At 68.5% G+C, this 18,045-nt stretch carries 14 protein-coding genes; 11 read left to right on the top strand and 3 right to left on the bottom strand.

The genetic code is table 11. The annotated features are described in order from the left end of the window. Nucleotides 1–96: 96 nt before the first annotated feature. Both E3O60_RS07910 and E3O60_RS07915 read right to left on the bottom strand, forming a co-directional pair. Entirely contained in the window at nucleotides 97–1,419 is a 1,323-nt protein-coding gene (locus tag E3O60_RS07910; RefSeq protein WP_134497713.1) for a DUF1254 domain-containing protein, read from the bottom strand. 180 nt (nucleotides 1,420–1,599) lie between these two features. Continuing rightward, nucleotides 1,600–2,010 carry a DUF3054 domain-containing protein gene (locus E3O60_RS07915; protein ID WP_088457119.1) on the bottom strand — a complete coding sequence of 137 codons (411 nt, stop codon included), beginning with the start codon at nucleotides 2,008–2,010 and terminating at the stop codon, nucleotides 1,600–1,602. A gap of 162 nt (nucleotides 2,011–2,172) precedes the next feature. Here E3O60_RS07915 and sucC point away from each other — a divergent pair, with 162 nt between their 5' ends. The 7 genes from sucC to E3O60_RS07950 all read left to right on the top strand — a co-directional run bounded on the left by sucC (nucleotide 2,173) and on the right by E3O60_RS07950 (nucleotide 10,931). Beyond that, entirely contained in the window at nucleotides 2,173–3,342 is a 1,170-nt protein-coding gene (gene sucC / locus E3O60_RS07920) for an ADP-forming succinate--CoA ligase subunit beta (RefSeq protein WP_103432187.1), read from the top strand. Between the two features lie 9 nt (nucleotides 3,343–3,351). After that, the gene (gene sucD / locus E3O60_RS07925; protein ID WP_088457117.1) at nucleotides 3,352–4,239 is read left to right on the top strand and encodes a succinate--CoA ligase subunit alpha; all 888 of its coding nucleotides are present in this window, start codon (nucleotides 3,352–3,354) and stop codon (nucleotides 4,237–4,239) included. Between the two features lie 124 nt (nucleotides 4,240–4,363). Next, entirely contained in the window at nucleotides 4,364–5,923 is a 1,560-nt protein-coding gene (locus E3O60_RS07930; protein WP_134497715.1) for an APC family permease, read from the top strand. Nucleotides 5,924–6,005: 82 nt separating this feature from the next. Then, the gene (locus E3O60_RS07935) at nucleotides 6,006–7,265 is read left to right on the top strand and encodes a DUF6350 family protein (protein ID WP_134497717.1); all 1,260 of its coding nucleotides are present in this window, start codon (nucleotides 6,006–6,008) and stop codon (nucleotides 7,263–7,265) included. A 9-nt stretch (nucleotides 7,266–7,274) separates the two neighbouring features. Continuing rightward, a complete protein-coding gene (purN, locus tag E3O60_RS07940; RefSeq protein WP_088458107.1) occupies nucleotides 7,275–7,868 on the top strand; it encodes a phosphoribosylglycinamide formyltransferase in 594 nt (197 codons plus the stop codon). Beyond that, the gene (gene purH, locus E3O60_RS07945) at nucleotides 7,865–9,547 is read left to right on the top strand and encodes a bifunctional phosphoribosylaminoimidazolecarboxamide formyltransferase/IMP cyclohydrolase (protein WP_088457115.1); all 1,683 of its coding nucleotides are present in this window, start codon (nucleotides 7,865–7,867) and stop codon (nucleotides 9,545–9,547) included. Before purN ends, purH begins: the two co-directional genes overlap by 4 nt. Before the next feature lie 163 nt (nucleotides 9,548–9,710). Beyond that, nucleotides 9,711–10,931, top strand: coding sequence for a mechanosensitive ion channel family protein (locus E3O60_RS07950; protein WP_241980198.1), 1,221 nt, complete (start codon nucleotides 9,711–9,713; stop codon nucleotides 10,929–10,931). A gap of 207 nt (nucleotides 10,932–11,138) precedes the next feature. Here E3O60_RS07950 and E3O60_RS07955 read toward each other — a convergent pair whose 3' ends face one another. Next, the gene (locus tag E3O60_RS07955; protein ID WP_134497719.1) at nucleotides 11,139–11,681 is read right to left on the bottom strand and encodes a TetR/AcrR family transcriptional regulator; all 543 of its coding nucleotides are present in this window, start codon (nucleotides 11,679–11,681) and stop codon (nucleotides 11,139–11,141) included. Between the two features lie 186 nt (nucleotides 11,682–11,867). Between E3O60_RS07955 and E3O60_RS07960 the strand changes: the two genes are divergently transcribed. The 4 genes from E3O60_RS07960 to E3O60_RS07975 all read left to right on the top strand — a co-directional run bounded on the left by E3O60_RS07960 (nucleotide 11,868) and on the right by E3O60_RS07975 (nucleotide 17,804). After that, nucleotides 11,868–12,695: an alpha/beta fold hydrolase gene (locus E3O60_RS07960; RefSeq protein WP_198415699.1), complete on the top strand. Its 828-nt coding sequence runs from the start codon at nucleotides 11,868–11,870 to the stop codon at nucleotides 12,693–12,695. A 203-nt stretch (nucleotides 12,696–12,898) separates the two neighbouring features. Continuing rightward, nucleotides 12,899–13,711: a dimethylargininase gene (gene ddaH / locus E3O60_RS07965; protein WP_134408913.1), complete on the top strand. Its 813-nt coding sequence runs from the start codon at nucleotides 12,899–12,901 to the stop codon at nucleotides 13,709–13,711. A gap of 440 nt (nucleotides 13,712–14,151) precedes the next feature. Continuing rightward, nucleotides 14,152–16,002 (top strand): ABC transporter ATP-binding protein, encoded by a 1,851-nt coding sequence (locus E3O60_RS07970; RefSeq protein ID WP_088458105.1) that lies wholly within the window; start codon nucleotides 14,152–14,154, stop codon nucleotides 16,000–16,002. Next, nucleotides 15,999–17,804 (top strand): ABC transporter ATP-binding protein, encoded by a 1,806-nt coding sequence (locus E3O60_RS07975; RefSeq protein ID WP_088457111.1) that lies wholly within the window; start codon nucleotides 15,999–16,001, stop codon nucleotides 17,802–17,804. Before E3O60_RS07970 ends, E3O60_RS07975 begins: the two co-directional genes overlap by 4 nt. Nucleotides 17,805–18,045 lie beyond the last annotated feature (241 nt).

The following is an 18,045-nucleotide window of genomic DNA, read 5'->3' on the forward strand; positions in this document are numbered from 1 at the left end:
GGCGACTGCTCGTGCGGGGCCTCGTGCGGCTGACGGCCGTTTATCAGGACATCGGTCGAAAAAAGGGATGCTGCGTCCGATCCCGTCCTGGTAAAGTCACTTTTTCCTTACCTCCAGCCGGGTGACCGCCGGGGGCACCCAGGCGCCGTCGAGCACCTCGCGGCGAGGGCCGTACAGGCGCATCGTCACCCCGAGCGGCCCCAGCGGCGCCGGCAGCCAGTTGGCGATCAAGTCATCCGCCGGCCGCTCGTGCTGCAGGACCAGGTCGAGGGACCCGTCGGCGTTGTAGTGCAGCGCATCCGTGTCGCCGATCGCGTACCTGTCGATCGGGTTGGCGGCCGGGAAACCGTCCGCGTCGTACATGGTCAGGGACCAGAACGCGTCGACGGGCGGCAGCTCGTGCCTCTCGAAATGCAGCCGATAGCGGTTCCCTCCGTCGAGGGGCCGGCCGTCGGCATCCGTCATGAGGATCGGGTAGACCGCGTCCTCCGGCGGGTTCGCGCCGAGGCCCACCAGCGCGACCACGGCGCGCTTGAGGTAGTCGTTGCCGTAGTTGCCCATGGTCTCCACGTTGAGCAACCAGCCGTTCACACGCCGGCCCATCAGCGGCAGGGTGGCCAGCATGGTCGCCCTGGCCTCGGCCACCCCGTCCTCCAACAAAGCGGTGTCCGCCGCATCCAGCCGCGTGCTGTCGAAGGACAGGCCCGGCACGATGCCGAGGTGCCGGATCCGGGCAAGGACCGAGAAGTCGGTCCCGTGCACCGGCACGGTCCGCAACGCCGAGGCGGCGCGGCGGAAGAACTCCACACCGCTCAGCTGGGCCACCGTGCGCAACGGCGGAGTGGTTGAGTCCACCGTCGGGTCGAGCGGAAACTCCACGTATTCCGGCGGCAGAGTGAGCGACAGCTGGTCTTGCAGCGCCCGCACCACCGGGTAGTCGTCGACACCGTTGGTCTGGAACCGGCCCACGACCCAGACGTGCGGGGTGGGCGCCTGGATGAGCGCGTGGCCGTCCGGCGGCTCGCCCGACCAGCCGGGCGGCACCACGAGGATGTCCAGCGCCGCGGTCCCCGTGGTGCGCTTGCCCGGGTTGGCGAAGACCTCGGTCCACATGTCGATCAGGGGCAACAGGTAGTAGCGGTCGGCTGTGTCGGGCAGGTGGATCACGACAGGGCCCGCGCCGAGCTCGAGCCAGGCGATCGAATAGAGGGTGTCGAAGTTGGGCCGCACGACGTCGCGGAACTCGGCCGCCGGGAAGCTGCGGGTATGCACGAAGGTGTTCTCGGGACCCCGGCCGAAGATGCGTCCCGGCGCCGTGTTGATGCTCTGCTGCCGGGTGACCTCCATCAGCACCAGCGGGTACAGGTAGAGGTAGGCCTCCTCGGCCAGGGTCTTCGGGTCGATCGACAGGGTGCTCATGAGTGATCCTCCTGCGGGGTCGGGCCGCCCGGGGATGCCAGGGCGAGCGAACCGTTCGCAGATATTGTGGCCCAGCCCGGCGGCCGGGCACAGGGCATCGGCGGGGTCGGGGCGCGCGAGCGGGCCGGGTATCGCCGGCACGTCACCGGGTTTCGACAAGCTCAACCCGCGAGGGCAGGCTCAACCAGCGAGGCGGGAGCCCTCTACGGATGCGCCGCGGCGGCGCTGGCGTTGCACTAACAGCGCGATGGCGCGCCAACCGAGCAGGAACACCCCGAGGACGAGGAAGGTCACAATCACAAAGCTGAGCTGCACGCCCTGACCGCTGACGACTCGTAGCAGCATCGCCACGACTACGGTGATCAGCCACACGCCCACCCCGGTCCAGACGATCCGCAGCGGTGTGCGCCGGGCCGTAAGAACCAGCCAGGCAACGACCAGACCGGCCAGGAACGGCCACCAGGTGACCAGCACGCCCCAGAGGCCCTCACCGTGGCTGGCCCGACCGATCACCACGAAGAGCAGCAGCATGGCCGCATCCAGACCTGCCGCAAGCGAAACGATGGCGAGGCTGGCATTGCGATTCGGCATGGGCCCAGAATACCGGCGCTCGACCAGCGGGCACGGCCGCTCATCTGAGAAGGTAGAGTTTGAGATGGTCAGTATCTCTCGACGTCGAGCTAGTTTCGCGCCGGGAGCCAGACCACACCTACCCCATGCACGGAACGCTATGACGCGGATTGGAAGAGCAGCGTGGATCTTTACGAATACCAGGCCAGAGACCTGTTTGAGCAGTATGGAGTCCCGGTTCTGCCGGGCATCATCGCAGACACGCCCGAGGAGGTGCGCGCCGCAGCCGAGAAGCTCGGCGGTGTCGTCGTCGTCAAGGCGCAGGTCAAGGTCGGCGGCCGCGGCAAGGCCGGCGGCGTGAAGGTCGCCAAGACCCCGGATGAAGCCGAAGCCGCCGGGCGCGCCATTCTGGGCCTGGACATCAAGGGGCACACCGTGCACCGGGTGATGGTCGCCGGGGGAGCCCGCATCAAGCAGGAGTTCTACTTCTCCGTGCTGCTGGACCGTTCCAACCGCTCCTACCTCTCGCTCGCCAGCTACGAGGGCGGCGTGGAGATCGAGGTCCTCGCGGTGGAGAAGCCCGAGGCTCTCGCCTACGTGGCCATCGACCCCACCGCCGGCATCGACCTGGCCAAGGCCAAGGAGATCGCCGTCCAGGCGAAGTTCCCGGCCGAGCTGGTTGACAAGGTCGCCCCGGTCTTCGTGCAGCTGTACAGCGTGTTCGCCGGCGAAGACGCCACCCTCGTCGAGGTCAACCCGCTGGTGCTCACCGAAGAGGGCGACATCATCGCCCTGGACGGCAAGGTCACCATCGACGAGAACGCCGGCTTCCGCCACCCGGGCCACGCCGCGCTCGAGGACAAGGCCGCCGCCGACCCGCTCGAGGCCAAGGCCAAGCAGAACGACCTCAACTACGTGAAGCTCGACGGCGAGGTCGGCATCATCGGCAACGGCGCCGGGCTGGTCATGTCCACCCTCGACGTGGTGGCCTACGCCGGCGAGGAGCACGGCGGCGTCAAGCCGGCCAACTTCCTCGACATCGGCGGCGGAGCATCCGCTGCCGTCATGGCCGCCGGCCTCGACGTGATTCTCGGTGACCCGCAGGTCAAGAGCGTCTTCGTCAACGTCTTCGGCGGCATCACCGCCTGCGACGCCGTGGCCCACGGCATCGTCGGCGCGCTCGCCACCCTCGGCGACGCCGCGAACAAGCCCCTCGTGGTGCGCCTCGACGGCAACAACGTCGAAGAAGGCCGCCGCATCCTCAACGAGGCCAACCACCCGCTGGTCACCCTGGCCGCCACCATGGACGAGGGCGCCGCCAAGGCCGCCGAACTCGCCAACGCCGCGAAGTAAGGGAACAGAATGTCAATCTTCCTCAACAAGGACTCCAAGGTCATCGTTCAGGGCATCACCGGCGGCGAGGGCACCAAGCACACCGCCCTGATGCTCAAGGCCGGTACCCAGATCGTCGGCGGCGTCAACGCCCGCAAGGCCGGCACCACCGTCACCCACGGCGACGTCGAACTGCCCGTCTTCGGCACGGTTGCCGAAGCCATGGAGAAGACCGGCGCGGATGTATCCATCGCGTTCGTGCCGCCGGCCTTCACCAAGGACGCTGTTCTCGAAGCGATCGACGCCGAAATCGGCCTGCTCGTGATCATCACCGAGGGCGTGCCCGTGCAGGACTCTGCCGAGTTCTGGGCCTACGCCCAGGAGAAGGGCAACAAGACCCGCATCATCGGGCCGAACTGCCCCGGCATCATCACGCCCGGTGAGGCGCTCGTGGGCATCACGCCGGCGAACATCACCGGCAAGGGACCGGTCGGCCTGGTCTCCAAGTCGGGCACCCTGACCTACCAGATGATGTACGAGCTGCGCGACCTGGGCTTCTCCACCGCCATCGGCATCGGCGGCGACCCGATCATCGGCACCACCCACATCGACGCGCTCGCCGCGTTCGAGGCCGACCCGGAGACCCTCGCGATCGTCATGATCGGCGAGATCGGCGGCGACGCCGAGGAGAAGGCCGCCGAGTACATCAAGGCACACGTCACCAAGCCTGTCGTGGGCTATGTGGCCGGCTTCACCGCACCGGAGGGCAAGACCATGGGCCACGCCGGCGCCATCGTCTCCGACGGGGCAGGAACCGCGCAGGGAAAGAAGGAGGCCCTCGAGGCCGCAGGGGTCAAGGTCGGCAAGACGCCGAGCGAGACCGCGACCCTGCTGCGCGAGGTCCTCGCCGCGCTGTAGACCGCACCGAACGACGAAGGGCCCGCCGATCCGGCGGGCCCTTTGTCGCGCGCGGGGCGGCGAGTACTATGCACGCACGCGTGTACCCGCACAAGCGGATGCCGCGGCCTTCGATCGGAGGACCATGTCCCGCAACGACGCTACGGCCCCGGTCCGGCCCGAGCCCGCCCCCGCCTCGGGCAAAGGCCTGGCCGCCGGAACGCTGGGCCTATTCGGCTCCACGGTCATCGGGCTCGCTTCCACGGCCCCGGTGTACTCCCTGGCCGCCACGCTGGGTTTTGTGGTGCTCGCCGTGGGTGCGCAGGCCCCCGTGGTGTTCGTCATCGCGTTCATCCCGATGCTGCTGGTGGCGTTCGCCTACCGGGAGCTGAACCGGGACATCCCCGACTGCGGCACGACGTTCACCTGGGCGACCAAGGCGTTCGGCCCGTGGGTGGGCTGGATGGGCGGCTGGGGTGTGGCGGTGGCCGGCATCGTGGTGCTCGGCAACCTCGCCCAGATCGGCGGAATCTACTTCTGGCTGCTGGTGGCGCCGGACCTGGCCGAGAACGCGCTTCTCGTGACCCTCACCGGGGTGGTGTTCATCGCTCTGATGGTGTGGGTGAGCTACCGGGGCATCGAGATCGGCGAAAAGCTGCAGAACGTGCTGCTGGGCTTCCAGTACCTGGCGCTGATCCTCTTCACGGTGTTCACCCTGTGGGCGGTGTTCGACGGCTCCGCCCCGGCCGGCTCGACCACCCCGCAGGCGGAGTGGTTCAACCCGTTCGCCCTCACCTCGTTCTCCGGCCTTGTCGAGGGCGTGCTGCTGGCCCTGTTCATCTACTGGGGCTGGGACACCTGCCTGTCGCTGAACGAGGAGACAAAGGATCCCAAACGGATCCCGGGCCAGGCGGCGGTGCTGACCACGATCATCCTGCTGGTCACCTACGTGGGCGTCGCCGTCGCGGCAATGGCCTACGCCGGCCTCGGCACCGAGGGATTCGGCCTCGGCAACGATGGCAACGCCGATGACGTCTTCTTTGCGCTCAAGGACGCCGTGTTCGGGCCGTGGGCCTGGCTGCTCGTGGCCGCCGTGATGATCTCGGCGATCTCGTCGACCCAGACCACCATCCTGCCCACCGCCCGGGGAACCCTCGCGATGGCCGTCTACAAGGCCCTGCCGAGCCGGTTCGCCCAGGTGCACCCGCGCTTCCACACCCCGTCGTTCTCCACCCTGATCATGGGCATCGTCGCGGTGGCCTTCTACGTGGGAATGACCCTGGTCAGCTCCAACATCCTCAACGACACCATCCTCTCCCTGGGCCTGGCGATCGCGTTCTACTACGCCATCACCGGCTACGCCTGCGTCTGGTACTTCCGGCACGACCTGTTCACCAGCTGGCGTAACGCCTGGATGCGCTTCGTCTTCCCGCTGCTCGGGTCGCTGCTGCTCACCGCGGCGTTCGGGTTCTCGGTGTGGGACATGCTCGATCCCGACTACGGCTACACGGTGCTGTTCGGCGTCGGCGGTGTCTTCGTGGTCGGCGTCGGGTCGCTGTTGTTCGGGGTGCTGCTGATGATCGTCTGGTCGTTCTTCGCCGGCGCCAAGCCGTTCTTCCGCGGCGAGTCGCTCAACCGGGATACCGCGGTGCTGGTGCCCGACGAGGATCTGCCGGTGATCCGGTCGGTGGACGGCGGGATCTAAGGCGGATTCGCCGGGGATTCGGCCCGAGCCCGGCGGGGTACGACGAACCCGAAGCCGGGCCAGGATAAGCTCCCTCTCGGATATGAACCGTATAACGACTGCCCTGCTCGCCGCGCTCGAGGCGCTCGTTGTCGTCGCCATCGGAGTCGGCATCGCCCTGGTGCCGCTCACGATCCTGTGGGGCACCCACTACGGTCTGGGCATCGACTGGTTCGTCTTCTGGCGTGCCGCCGTGGACGTCTGGCTGCTCGGCAACGGCGTCGACCTCACGGTGCAGCTGCCCGTCGACGTCTCGGCCTCGCTGGGCCTGGCCGGCGCAGAACTGCCGTTCACCCTGAGCATCGCGCTGCTCGGTTTCGCCCTGCTCTCGGTGCTGTTGGGTGTGCGCACCGGCCGCCGCGCCGCCGGCACCGAGTACAGCCTCACCGCGGCAGGTGTGGCCGTGCTCAGTTATGGGCTGCTCGCCGCGCTGCTCACCTTCTCCGCCGGAACCGCCGTCGTCACACCGGCGCCGGTGCAGGGCATCCTGCTGCCCACCCTGGTCTTCGCCACCGGTGTGCTGATCGGCCTGGCCGGTGCGAACCGCACGGCCGGGACGGTGCTGCCGGACCGGGTGAGACGACCGGTCGCCAACCAGCTGGCCCGGATCCCCGCCGAACTGCGCAGCCAGCTCGGCACCGCGCTCCGCGGTGGCACCGCCGTCGTCGCCGGCATCATGGTCGTCTCCGCCGTGGCCGTGTGCGTGTCGGTGCTGGCCAATTTCGCCACCGTGATCGGGCTCTACGAGACTCTGCAGGCCGGGGTGATGGGCGGCATCGCCCTCACGATCGGGCAGCTCGCTTTCATCCCGAACGTCGTCGTCTGGGCGGCCAGCTGGTTCGTCGGCCCCGGGATCGCCCTCGGCACCGGCAACAGCGTCTCCCCGCTCGGCACGACGCTCGGCTCCGTGCCCGGCCTGCCGCTGTTCGGCGCGCTGCCGAACGGCACCCTGGAGTTCGGTTTCCTGGGCCTGCTCGTTCCGGTGCTGATCGGCTTCGTGGTGGCGGTGCTCGTGCGGCAAAGCGTCGACAAGCGCGCCAACGCCCTGCACGGCACGGCGCGGATGCTCGGCACCGGTGCCCTGATGGGCGTTGTCGCCGGCATCCTGCTTGGCCTGCTCGCCTGGTGGTCGACCGGGGCGATGGGACCGGGGCGGCTCGCCGAAGTCGGTCCCAACCCGCTGCTCGTCGGGGCGTTGACCGCCCTGGAGGTGGGCATCGCCGCCGCACTCGGTATGCTCGTCGGTGGCCGACGGGCCCGGAGCACGGACTCCGGTGCCGAGGAACTCTCAACGAAACGGTAGGCTCGGATGGTGCTGTCACTGGTCGTATTGATCTCCGGCGGAGGCTCGAACCTGCGCGCGCTTCTCGAGGCGTCCGCCGATGCGGAGTTCCCCGCCCGGGTGATCGCCATCGGTGCAGACCGCGACGCCGAGGGGCTCGCTCTCGGCGAGGAATTCGGCATCCCGACCTTCACGGTGCCGTTCGCCTCCTACGCCGACCGTGACGCGTGGGGCGACGCGCTGCTCGAGCAGATCCAGCACTGGGAGCCCGACCTCACCGTGCTCAGCGGCTTCATGAGGCTGCTGCCGCCGCGGGTCGTCGGCGCACTGTCGCCGCACCTGATCAACACCCATCCCGCCTACCTGCCCGAGTTCCCCGGCGCCCACGGGGTGCGCGACGCGCTCGCCGCCGGGGCGACCCAGACGGGCGCCAGCATCATTGTTGTCGACAACGGCGTGGACGACGGACCGATCGTGAGCCAGGAACGGGTGCCGGTGTTGACCGACGACACCCAGGACTCGCTGCACGACCGCATCAAACTCGTCGAACGCCGCCTGCTCGTGCAGGCCGTGCTCGACATCGCCAACGGACACGTCGATCTCAAGGAGCATTCCCCCATATGAGCGGTCACACCAACGCCCGGAGCCTCTACCGCGACCGGGACGTCATTCCCGTGCAGCGCGCGCTGATCTCGGTTTCAGACAAGACCGGCCTGGTCGAACTGGCCAACGCCCTGGCCGCCGCCGGGGTCGAGATGGTCTCCACCGGTTCCACCGCCGCCACCATCCGTGACGCCGGCCACGACGTGACGGATGTCGCCGCCGTCACCGGGTTCCCGGAGTCGCTCGACGGCCGGGTGAAGACCCTGCACCCGAGCGTGCACGCCGGCATCCTCGCCGACCTGCGCCTCGAGGCGCACGAGAACCAGCTCGCCGACCTGTCGATCGCCCCGTTCCAGCTCGTGGTGGTGAACCTGTACCCGTTCGTCGAAACCGTAGAGTCGGGTGCGGAACCCGCCGACGTGATCGAGCAGATCGACATCGGCGGCCCGGCGCTGGTGCGTGCCTCCGCCAAGAACCACCCCAACGTGGCCATCGTCGTGGACCCGGAGAACTACCCGGAGATCATCACGGCCGTCGGCGCCGGCGGCAGCACCCTTCGGCTGCGGCAGAAGCTGGCCTCGCTCGCGTTCGAACACACCGCCAACTACGACCTCAGTGTGTCGGCCTGGTTCACCGAGAACGTCTACGACCAGTGGCAGGACGACGCGGAGTCGCTCGGCGAGGAGATCCTCGAGGCGTTCGACTCCATCGTCGGCGCCGACAGCGATGACCCCACCGACCTGCTGTTCCCGGAGACCCTCGCGATCGAAGCCAGCCGCGGGGCCGTGCTGCGCTACGGCGAGAACTCGCACCAGGCCGCAGCTCTCTACCTCGGCGAGGGCGGCCAGGGCATCGCCCAGGCCGTGCAGCTGCACGGCAAGGAGATGTCCTACAACAACTACGTCGACGCGGATGCCGCCGTGCGCGCCGCGTTCGACTTCAGCGAACCGGCCGTGGCGATCATCAAGCACGCCAACCCGTGCGGCATCGCCGTGGCGAACCCCAAGGCCCCCGACGCCATCGCGTCTGCGCACCACCGTGCGCATGACTGCGACCCGGTCTCCGCGTTCGGCGGGGTCATCGCGGCCAACCGCGTCGTCACGCTGGGTATGGCCGAGACGGTCAGCCAGATTTTCACCGAGGTGCTCGTTGCGCCCGGCTTCGAGCCGGCCGCGTTCGAGCTGCTCAGCGCGAAAAAGAACATCCGTCTGCTCGAGCTGCCGGCCGACTACCGTCGTTCGTCGCTGGAGCTGCGCCAGATCTCCGGCGGCCTGCTCGTGCAGGAGACCGACACCTTCGACACCCTGGACACCTCCGAGTGGCGCCTGGTGTCGGGCCCCGAGGTCGACGACGCCACGCGCGCCGACCTCGAGTTCGCCTGGAAGGCCTGCCGTGCGGTGAAGTCCAACGCGATCCTGCTCGCGCACGCCGGCGCATCCGTGGGTGTGGGCATGGGCCAGGTCAACCGGGTCGATTCGTGCCACCTGGCCGTGAGTCGGGCGGGGGAGCGGGCCGAAGGCGCCGTGGCCGCGTCCGACGCGTTCTTCCCGTTCGCCGACGGCCTCGAGGTGCTGCTGGAGGCCGGCGTGACCGCGGTCGTGCAGCCCGGCGGTTCGGTGCGCGACGAGGAGGTCATCGCCGCGGCGACGGCCGCCGGTGTGTCGATGTACTTCACCGGGGAGCGCCACTTCTTCCACTGACCGTGAGGCAGGGACCTGACGCCGGGCGCGGCATCCGTATCTCTCGGATGTCGCCCCGGCGTTCGTCGTTGTGTGGCTCTTCTCAGTCTGGGCTGACATGATGGGAGGTCCACGTGACACCGCCGTTGCAGTCCTCCTCAGACCTGACACGGAAAGGTCCCTTGTGATCGAAGTTTTCGGGCTGTCCCTGCCCGCTTTCCCGGTTGCCGTTGTCGCGGCGATCGTTCTCGCCCTCGCGATCACCGCGATCGCCGCCTTCTCCTTCCGCATGGTCGGCAAGCGCAGGTCCTGGGCGCGGGTGCTCGTGAAGCTGATCCGGGTGCCGTTCCGCATGACCGTGCTGATCGGCGCGCTGTGGCTGGCTGTCGCCGGCTACCTCGATGTGCCCGAAGCTTGGGAGGCCACGGTGGGCTTCGTCTTCCGGGCCCTGTTCATCGGCAGCGCCACCTGGCTGCTGTGCGCGCTGCTGTATTACGCCGAGGAAATCACCGCCAACAAGTACCGCATCGACGTGCGCGACAACCGGGTGGCCCGCCGGGTACGCACCCAGCTGCGGATGCTGCGCCGCATCGGCGTTGTGATCATCATCATCTGCGCCATCGGCACGGTTTTGCTGAGCATTCCCGGCGCCGCGACCGTGGGTGCGAGCCTGTTCGCCTCCGCCGGCCTGCTCAGTGTCGTGGCAGGCCTGGCCGCCCAGTCCACCCTGGCGAACATCTTCGCCGGTATGCAGCTGGCGTTCAACAACGCGCTGCGGGTCGACGACGTCGTGATCGTCGAGGGCGAGTGGGGCAAGATCGAGGAGATCACCCTCACCTACATCGTCGTGCACATCTGGGACGACCGGCGGATGGTGCTGCCGTCCACCTACTTCACCACCACCCCGTTCCAGAACTGGACCCGGCACAACAGCGAACTGCTGGGCCAGATTGACTTCGACCTGGACTGGCGTGTCAACCCCGCCGCGATGCGCGACGAGCTCAACCGGGTCGTCGCCCAGACCGACCTGTGGGACGGCCGGGCTGTCGTTCTTCAGGTGACGGATGCCGTGGGCGGCTTCGTGCGCGTGCGCGTGCTCGTGACGGCGCAGGACGCACCCACCCTGTTCGACCTGCGCTGCTTCGTGCGGGAGAACCTGATCGACTGGGTCAACGCCGAGAACCCCGATGCCCTGCCGCTGAACCGCGTCGAGGTGCGCCAGCAGCCGGAGACCCCGCCGGTGCGCCCGTCGAGCCACTCGCGCAAGCCCGCGCGCCCGGTGATCGAGGCGCCGGGACTGTTCTCCGGCGACGAGGGTGGCAAGGAACGCGCCCAGCACTTCACCGAGTCCATCACCGTGCAGGACTGGGAAGACGCCCCCGAGACCCTGCCCGCGCCGCGCTAGTCTGGCGCCCTCCGTCGGGCCGCCGATGTGCCGCATCCTGCCTCGTCGCGGCGCGTTTAGGCGAGGTTTGCGGCAACTGACAGAGGTGGCGTTCGCCGACTTGCGGCATCCGGCCCCTTCGCGCCGAACGAAAGGGCACTTTACGGCAACTCGTGAGCGGCCGCGTCGGCGTTGCGGGGCGGCGGCGAGGCCGGGCAAGGGTGCGGGTCAGGCGAGCGCGCCCATCACGACGGTCTCGAAGATCGGCCGGGGATCGGTGCTGTCGTGCCGGGCGATGCGGTGCAGGAGGAGGCCCTCGAAACAGGCGGCAATGGCCTCCGTCGCGGCCTGCGGATCACGGGCGCCCAGCTCGGCGAGAGCGGACACGATGCCCTCGCCCAGGGCCGCCCGGCCCCGGGACAGCGCCTCTCGAAGCTCGGCGTTGTGGTTGGCTTCCATGAACAGCACGAGCCTCGCCGTGGTCAGCTCCCTGTTCTCGTGGGTCGTCACCTCGAGCAGGGTGCACATCGCGTCGATGAGCTCGGCCGGTGAACGCGGCGAGAACGCCACTCGCACTGGACGAAGCTCCTGCTCCACGATCCACTCGGAGACGCCGATCAGCAGGGCGGCCCGCGTGCGGAAGTAGTTGGAGGTGGACCCCTTCGGCAGGTCGGCGCGTTCGTCGACACGAACGTGGGTGAGCGCACGCAACCCGCCCGTCGCGAGGAGGTCGATCGCGGCTTCCAGGACGCGCACTCGAATCGGAGTCATTCTTTCACTATAGACATAGTGGACGAGACACTATGTCCGTAGTATTATGGCGGCATGAGTGCGATGAAGCCCTCGGGCAAATTCAGTCATGGAACAAGCCGCCTCGATGGCACGGGCACGGGCTCGTGGCCGGAGTTGGCCGGGGTCCGACATCGGTTCCTCGATCTTCCGGGGCTGCGGATGCACGTGGCCGAGGCGGGTAGCGGCCCGCCGCTCGTGCTGCTGCACGGGTTCCCGCAGCACTGGTGGGCCTGGCGCAAGGTCATCCCGGCCCTCGCCGCGAACTACCGGGTGATCTGCCCGGACCTTCGCGGTGCCGGCTGGACCGAGGCCCCGCCCGACGGATACACGAGCGAGCAGCTGGTAGCGGATGTCGTTGCGCTGCTCGACGCGTTGCACCTGGACAAGGTGAATATTCTCGGCTACGACTGGGGCGGCATCGTCGGGTTTCGGGTGTGCCTGGCTCATCCCGAGAGAGTCGAGAGATTCGTCGCACTTGCCACCCCGCACCCGTACCCCGAATTCCACCCCCGGGCGCTGTTGTACGTCTGGCGGATCTGGTCGATGTTCGCCATCGCAATACCGGGTCTGGGACCCTGGCTCCTCCGCACCGGACGACAACGGCTGCCGCGCCGGCTGATGACCGGTGACACGAGCGACCCGTCGGTCTTCGCACCCGAAGACATCGACGCCTTTGTGTCCCGGCTAAAGGACCCGGCGCGAGCGGATGCCGGATCGGCACTGTACCGGCACTTCATTCTGAGCGAGGCCAAACGCAGCAGCACCGGCGCCTACCGCGGCACACGTCTGACCACTCCGACTCTGTCGCTCTACGGGACCGTCCTCTACGGCAACAACGATCCGACCCGGGAGCACCCGGAGATCCTCGGCGGCTACGAAGGGGACGCCGACGACTTCACGCTCGAGCACGTTCCGGGCACCGGCTACTACATCGCCGAGGAACAACCCGAGGTCGTCGTCGCGCGTACCCTCGACTTCCTGTCCGCCCAATAGCTCCGCTCGCCGACTTGCCGCATCCTCCCCTTTCGCGGCGTGTGAGAGGGCGCTTTGCGGCAACTGACGGATGCTTCGCTCGCCGACTTGCCGCATCCGGCCCTTTCGCGGTGGGTGAGAGGGCACTTTGCGGCAACTGACGGATGCTGCGCTTGCCGCGTTGTCCGCACGGGGAACAATTCGTCTGCGATTAGGCTGAGCGCATGACAACCTCCGGCGACTCGGCCCTCCCTGGCGATGTGACTCTGCCGGGCACCGCTCGGCGCGTGCTGGTCCGCCGGCCCGTCGACATCCTCGCCGAGGGCGAGATCACCCACATCGATCGTGTGCCGATCGACCTCGGGCTGGCCCGGGCGCAGTGGGACGGCTACGTGGCGGCGCTGCAGTCGGAGGGCTGGGCCATCACCGAGGTGGATCCGGCACCCGACCAGCCGGACTCCGTCTTCATCGAGGATGCCGTGATCCTCTTCGGCGACACCGCCGTGCTCGCCAGCCCTGGTGCGCCCAGCCGACGCGGCGAGACGGCCGGTGCCGAGGCGGCCGTGCGCGCCCTGGGACTCACGGTGCGCCGGATCGACCTGCCCGGCACCCTTGACGGCGGTGACGTGCTCAAGGTGGGCGCCACCGTTTACGTGGGGCAGAGCCTGCGCACCAACGCTGAGGGTGCGGCGCAGCTTGCCGACATCGTCGAACCCCTCGGCTACACCGTGGTCCCGGTTCCGGTGACCCGAGCCCTGCACCTCAAGACCGCTATCACCGCCCTGCCGGACGGCACCATCATCGGCTACCCGCCGCTCGTGGACGACCCGGGACTGTTCGAGAGGTTCGTGCCGGTACCCGAAGCGGAGGGTACCGCCGTGGTTGTGCTCGACGCGCACACCCTGCTGATGTCGGCCGCCGCGCCGCGCACCACCGAGCTGCTCACCGGGCTCGGCTATCGGGCCGTGACCGTGGACATCACCGAGTTCGAGAAGCTCGAGGGCTGTGTCACCTGCCTGAGCGTGCGCGTTCGCTGAGCGAAAATTCTGCTTGCGCCGGAGTCGTCCGTGGCCCTATCCTGAAAGGCTGCCTGAACAAGGGGGGCACAAGACGATGACACGAAACGCTCAGGAGGCCGACATGACCAAGACAGCTCGCTCCAGGTACGCATCGATTGCGACCGGCGCTGCCTTCGTCTCGGCGCTCCGACTCGCCTCCGTCTAAGGTCCCGGCCAGAGAACTCCACCCGCCCGCGTCTGCGCGGGCCGCACATTTCAGCGGGCGTCACCGCCCGCTTCCTCTTCCGGACGTGGTCATTCCGCGCCGGCACCGGGCACCACCGCACGCCGCCAGGAGCACCGTCGGCACCGCCGCCAGCACCAACGGCTTCGTCGCGGCTCCCGCACCCACCCAGCCCCGCATCATCCAGCCCACCGGCGCTTCAGCGCCGGAGCCGGCCCAGCCAGGAACCTCTCTCATGACCACCACCGCTCCACAGCATCCGCCGCACACTGCGCCCACGCCCGCTGCGCGCTCCAACACCTTCCGCACCCTGCTGCGGCTCTATCCCTATGCCAAGCCCGCGCTGCCGAGGCTGGGCCTGGGCATGCTCGCGGCACTGCTGGCCTCGCTGGTGGCCCTGGCCATCCCGCAGGTGCTGCAGCAACTCGTCGACGGCGCCCTCAGCCAGGGAGACACTGCACCGATCTGGCCCGCCGTACTCATCGTGCTCGGCCTCGGCGTGCTCGAGGCCGGCATGATCGCGCTGCGCCGCTGGTTCGTGCTCGTTCCCGGTACCCACATCGAATCCCGGATGCGCAACGCCCTGTACGCCCGGCTGCAGGACCTGCCCGTGACCTTCCACGACCGCTGGCCGAGCGGGCAGCTGCTCTCGCGCGCCGTCAGCGACCTCAACATGATCCGCCGTTGGATCTCGTTCGGTCTGGTGCTGCTCGTGGTCAACTTCCTCACCATCATCGCCGGCGTGGTGATCCTCCTGTCGATGAACTGGATCCTCGGCGTGATCTTCCTGGTCTGCTCGATCCCGATCTGGATCTACGGCTACGTGTTCGAGGAAAAGTACTCCGTGATCGCGAGGCGCAGCCAGGACCAGTCCGGCGACCTGGCGACCGCCGTCGAGGAGTCGGTGCACGGCATCCGGGTGCTCAAGGCGTTCGGCCGTGGCAGCTTCGCGCTCAAGAGCTTCGCCAGCCAGGCGGAGGAGCTGCGCGGCACCGAGATCGAGAAGGCCCGCGCCATCGCCGGGATCTGGCTCTGGCTGCTGCTGGTGCCCGACGTCGCGTTCGCGCTTTGCCTGGTCTCCGGCGTCTGGCTGACCAGCCAGGGCCAGCTCAGCGTCGGCGAGCTGGTGGCGTTCTTCGCCACCGCCACCGTGCTGCGCTTCCCGGTGGAGTCGATCGGCTTCCTGCTGTCGATGACCTTTGACACCCGCACCGCCACCGACAGGTTCTTCGACATCCTGGACACGCCAAACACCATCACCGACCCGCCCCGCCCGGTCACGATCACCAGCCCGCGCGGCCGACTCGCGTTCGAGAACGTGCACTTCCGCTACGCGGACTCACCCGAACGGTTTCCCGACCTGCTCGACGGGGTGAACCTGGTGCTCGAACCCGGCGAGACCATGGCGCTGGTCGGTCTCACCGGCTCCGGCAAGTCCACCCTGACGGCGCTCACCACCCGGCTGTACGACGTGACGGATGGCTCGGTGACCCTCGACGGGGTCGATGTGCGGGCCCTCCGCCGCGACGAGCTGCGCCGGCACATCGCCATGGCGTTCGAGGACGCCACCCTGTTCTCGGCATCCGTGCGTGACAACGTGCTGCTGGGCCGCCCGGAGTTCGCCGAGCGCACCCCGGAGGCCGACGCGGCCCTGGCCGAGGCGCTGCAGATCGCGCAGGCGGCGTTTGTGCACGACCTGCCCAACGGTGTCGACACCCTCGTCGGCGAAGAGGGCATGAGCCTTTCCGGCGGGCAGCGACAGCGCGTGGCGCTGGCCCGCGCCGTGGCCGCGGCACCCGCCGTCCTGGTGCTCGACGACCCGCTCTCCGCGCTGGACGTGAACACCGAGTCGCTGGTCGAGGCCGCCCTGCGCCGGGTGCTCGCGTCCACGACCGCCCTGATCGTGGCGCATCGCCCGTCCACGGTGATGCTCGCCGACCGGGTGGCGCTGCTCGAGGCGGGCAAGATCACCGCCGTCGGCACGCACTCCGAGCTGCTGGCCTCGAGCCCGCACTACAAGTTCGTCATCTCCAGCCTGGAGGACGAAGAACGACGAGAGTCCGAGCGAGCGGGAGAAGCACTGTGAGTGTCATCGGTGTCGAAGGCGAAGAGCGCCTCGACTACACCAAGGCCGAAAGCGCGCAGATCCGGCGCCGGTCGTTGCGCCTGCTCGGCTCGCTGCTGTTCCCGGTGCGCTGGTCGGTGGTCATGGCGATGCTCGTCGTCGTCGTGTCCACCGCCGCGCAGGTCGCCGGCCCGGCCCTGATCGCGTTCGGCATCGACAAGGGCCTGCCCGCCCTGCTCGAACAGGACTGGGTGCCGCTGGCGGCGACCGGGGCGATCTACCTGATCACCGGCATCACCGGGGCGCTACTGATCGCCTGGTACACCGTGCTCTCCGCCCGGATCAGCCAGGCCGTGCTCATCGACCTGCGGAAGCGCGTGTTCCTGCAGACCCAACGGCTGAGCCTCGAATTCCACGAGTCGTACACCTCCGGACGCATCATTTCCCGGCAGACCAGCGACCTGGATGCGATCAGGGAGCTGCTGGACTCCGGCATCAACCAGCTCGTGCAGGGCCTGCTCTACATGGCCTTCACCGGCATCGCCCTCTTCGCCCTCGACGGGGTCAGCGGGCTGGTGCTGCTCGTTGCACTCGTGCCACTGCTCGCGCTGACCCGCTGGTTCCAGGTGCGCTCGCAGCACCTGTTCCGCCAGTCCCGCACCGCGTCCGCGAGCCTGATCGTGCAGTTCGTCGAGACCATGACCGGCATCCGCGCGGTCAAGGCGTTCCGCACCGAGAAGCGCAACGAGGGTGTCTTCGGCAAGCTCGTCGAGTCGTACCGGCTGGTCAACGCCCGCGTTATCCAACTGTTCGGCGTGTTCGATCCCGGGCTGATCCTGATCGGCAACGTCACCGTCGCCGCGGTGCTGCTGGTCGGCGGCTTCCGCGTGGCCGACGGGCAGCTGGCCATCGGTGCGCTGCTCGCCGCGCTGCTGTACACCCGCCGGTTCTTCGACCCGATGGAGGAGATGGCGATGTTCTACAACTCCTACCAGTCGGCCGCAGCCGCGCTGGAGAAGATCTCCGGGGTGCTCGAGGAGCAGCCCGGTGTGCCCGACCCCGTCACGCCGGTGGACCTGTGGACCTCGAAGGGTGCCGTGCACTTCGACAACGTGCAGTTCGAGTACCAGGCCGACCGGGTCATCCTGCCGCACTTCAGCCTCACCCTGGAACCCGGGCAGACCATCGCCCTGGTCGGCTCGACGGGCGCCGGCAAATCGACCCTGGCGAAGCTGATCTCCAGGTTCTATGACCCGTCGCACGGCCGGGTGCTGTTGGACGGCGTCGACCTGCGCGACCTGCACCCCAAGGACCTGCGCCGGGCCATCGTGATGGTGACCCAGGAGGCGTACCTGTTCAGTGGCAGCGTCGCCGACAACATCGCGATCGGCAAACCGGATGCGACGCGGTCGGAGATCGAGGCGGCCGCGCGGGCCGTCGGCGCGCACGACTTCATCGTGGGCCTGCCCGGCGGGTACGACACCGACGTGAACAAGCGCGGCGGCAGGGTTTCCGCCGGCCAGCGTCAGCTGATCTCGTTCGCGCGGGCGTTCCTGGCCGACCCGGCGGTGCTGATCCTCGACGAGGCCACCAGTTCGCTGGACATCCCCAGCGAACGGCTGGTGCAGGAGGCTTTGCAGACGCTGCTCAGCGACCGCACCGCGGTGATCATCGCGCACCGCCTGTCGACCGTGGCGATCGCCGACCGGGTGCTGGTGATGGAGAACGGCGTCATCGTCGAGGACGGCACCCCCGACATGCTCATCTCGGGAACCGGCCGGTTCTCCCGACTGCACGCCGCCTGGCGCGAGTCCCTCGTCTGACCACTCGCGAACTGTCAGCCAAGTACCCGAAACTTGAGGCTTTCGGTGCTTGGGTCGCGGTTCGCGGGTGGTTTGAGTCGGGGGTGTTTCGGGGATGTTGAGGGTCGGGAACCACTTGCCGGGAACCGGCCCGACGCGCTTGACACTCCCTGGGCTGGCAGCGAATCTGGTGCCAGAGAACACAACCGCCGTGAACGAGCAGCCTCGTTCCCGAGCCGGCGCCGCACGGTCATCCGTAGGT

This window comes from Cryobacterium sp. TMB1-7 (genome assembly GCF_004402435.1).
GTDB lineage: Bacteria > Actinomycetota > Actinomycetes > Actinomycetales > Microbacteriaceae > Cryobacterium > Cryobacterium zongtaii.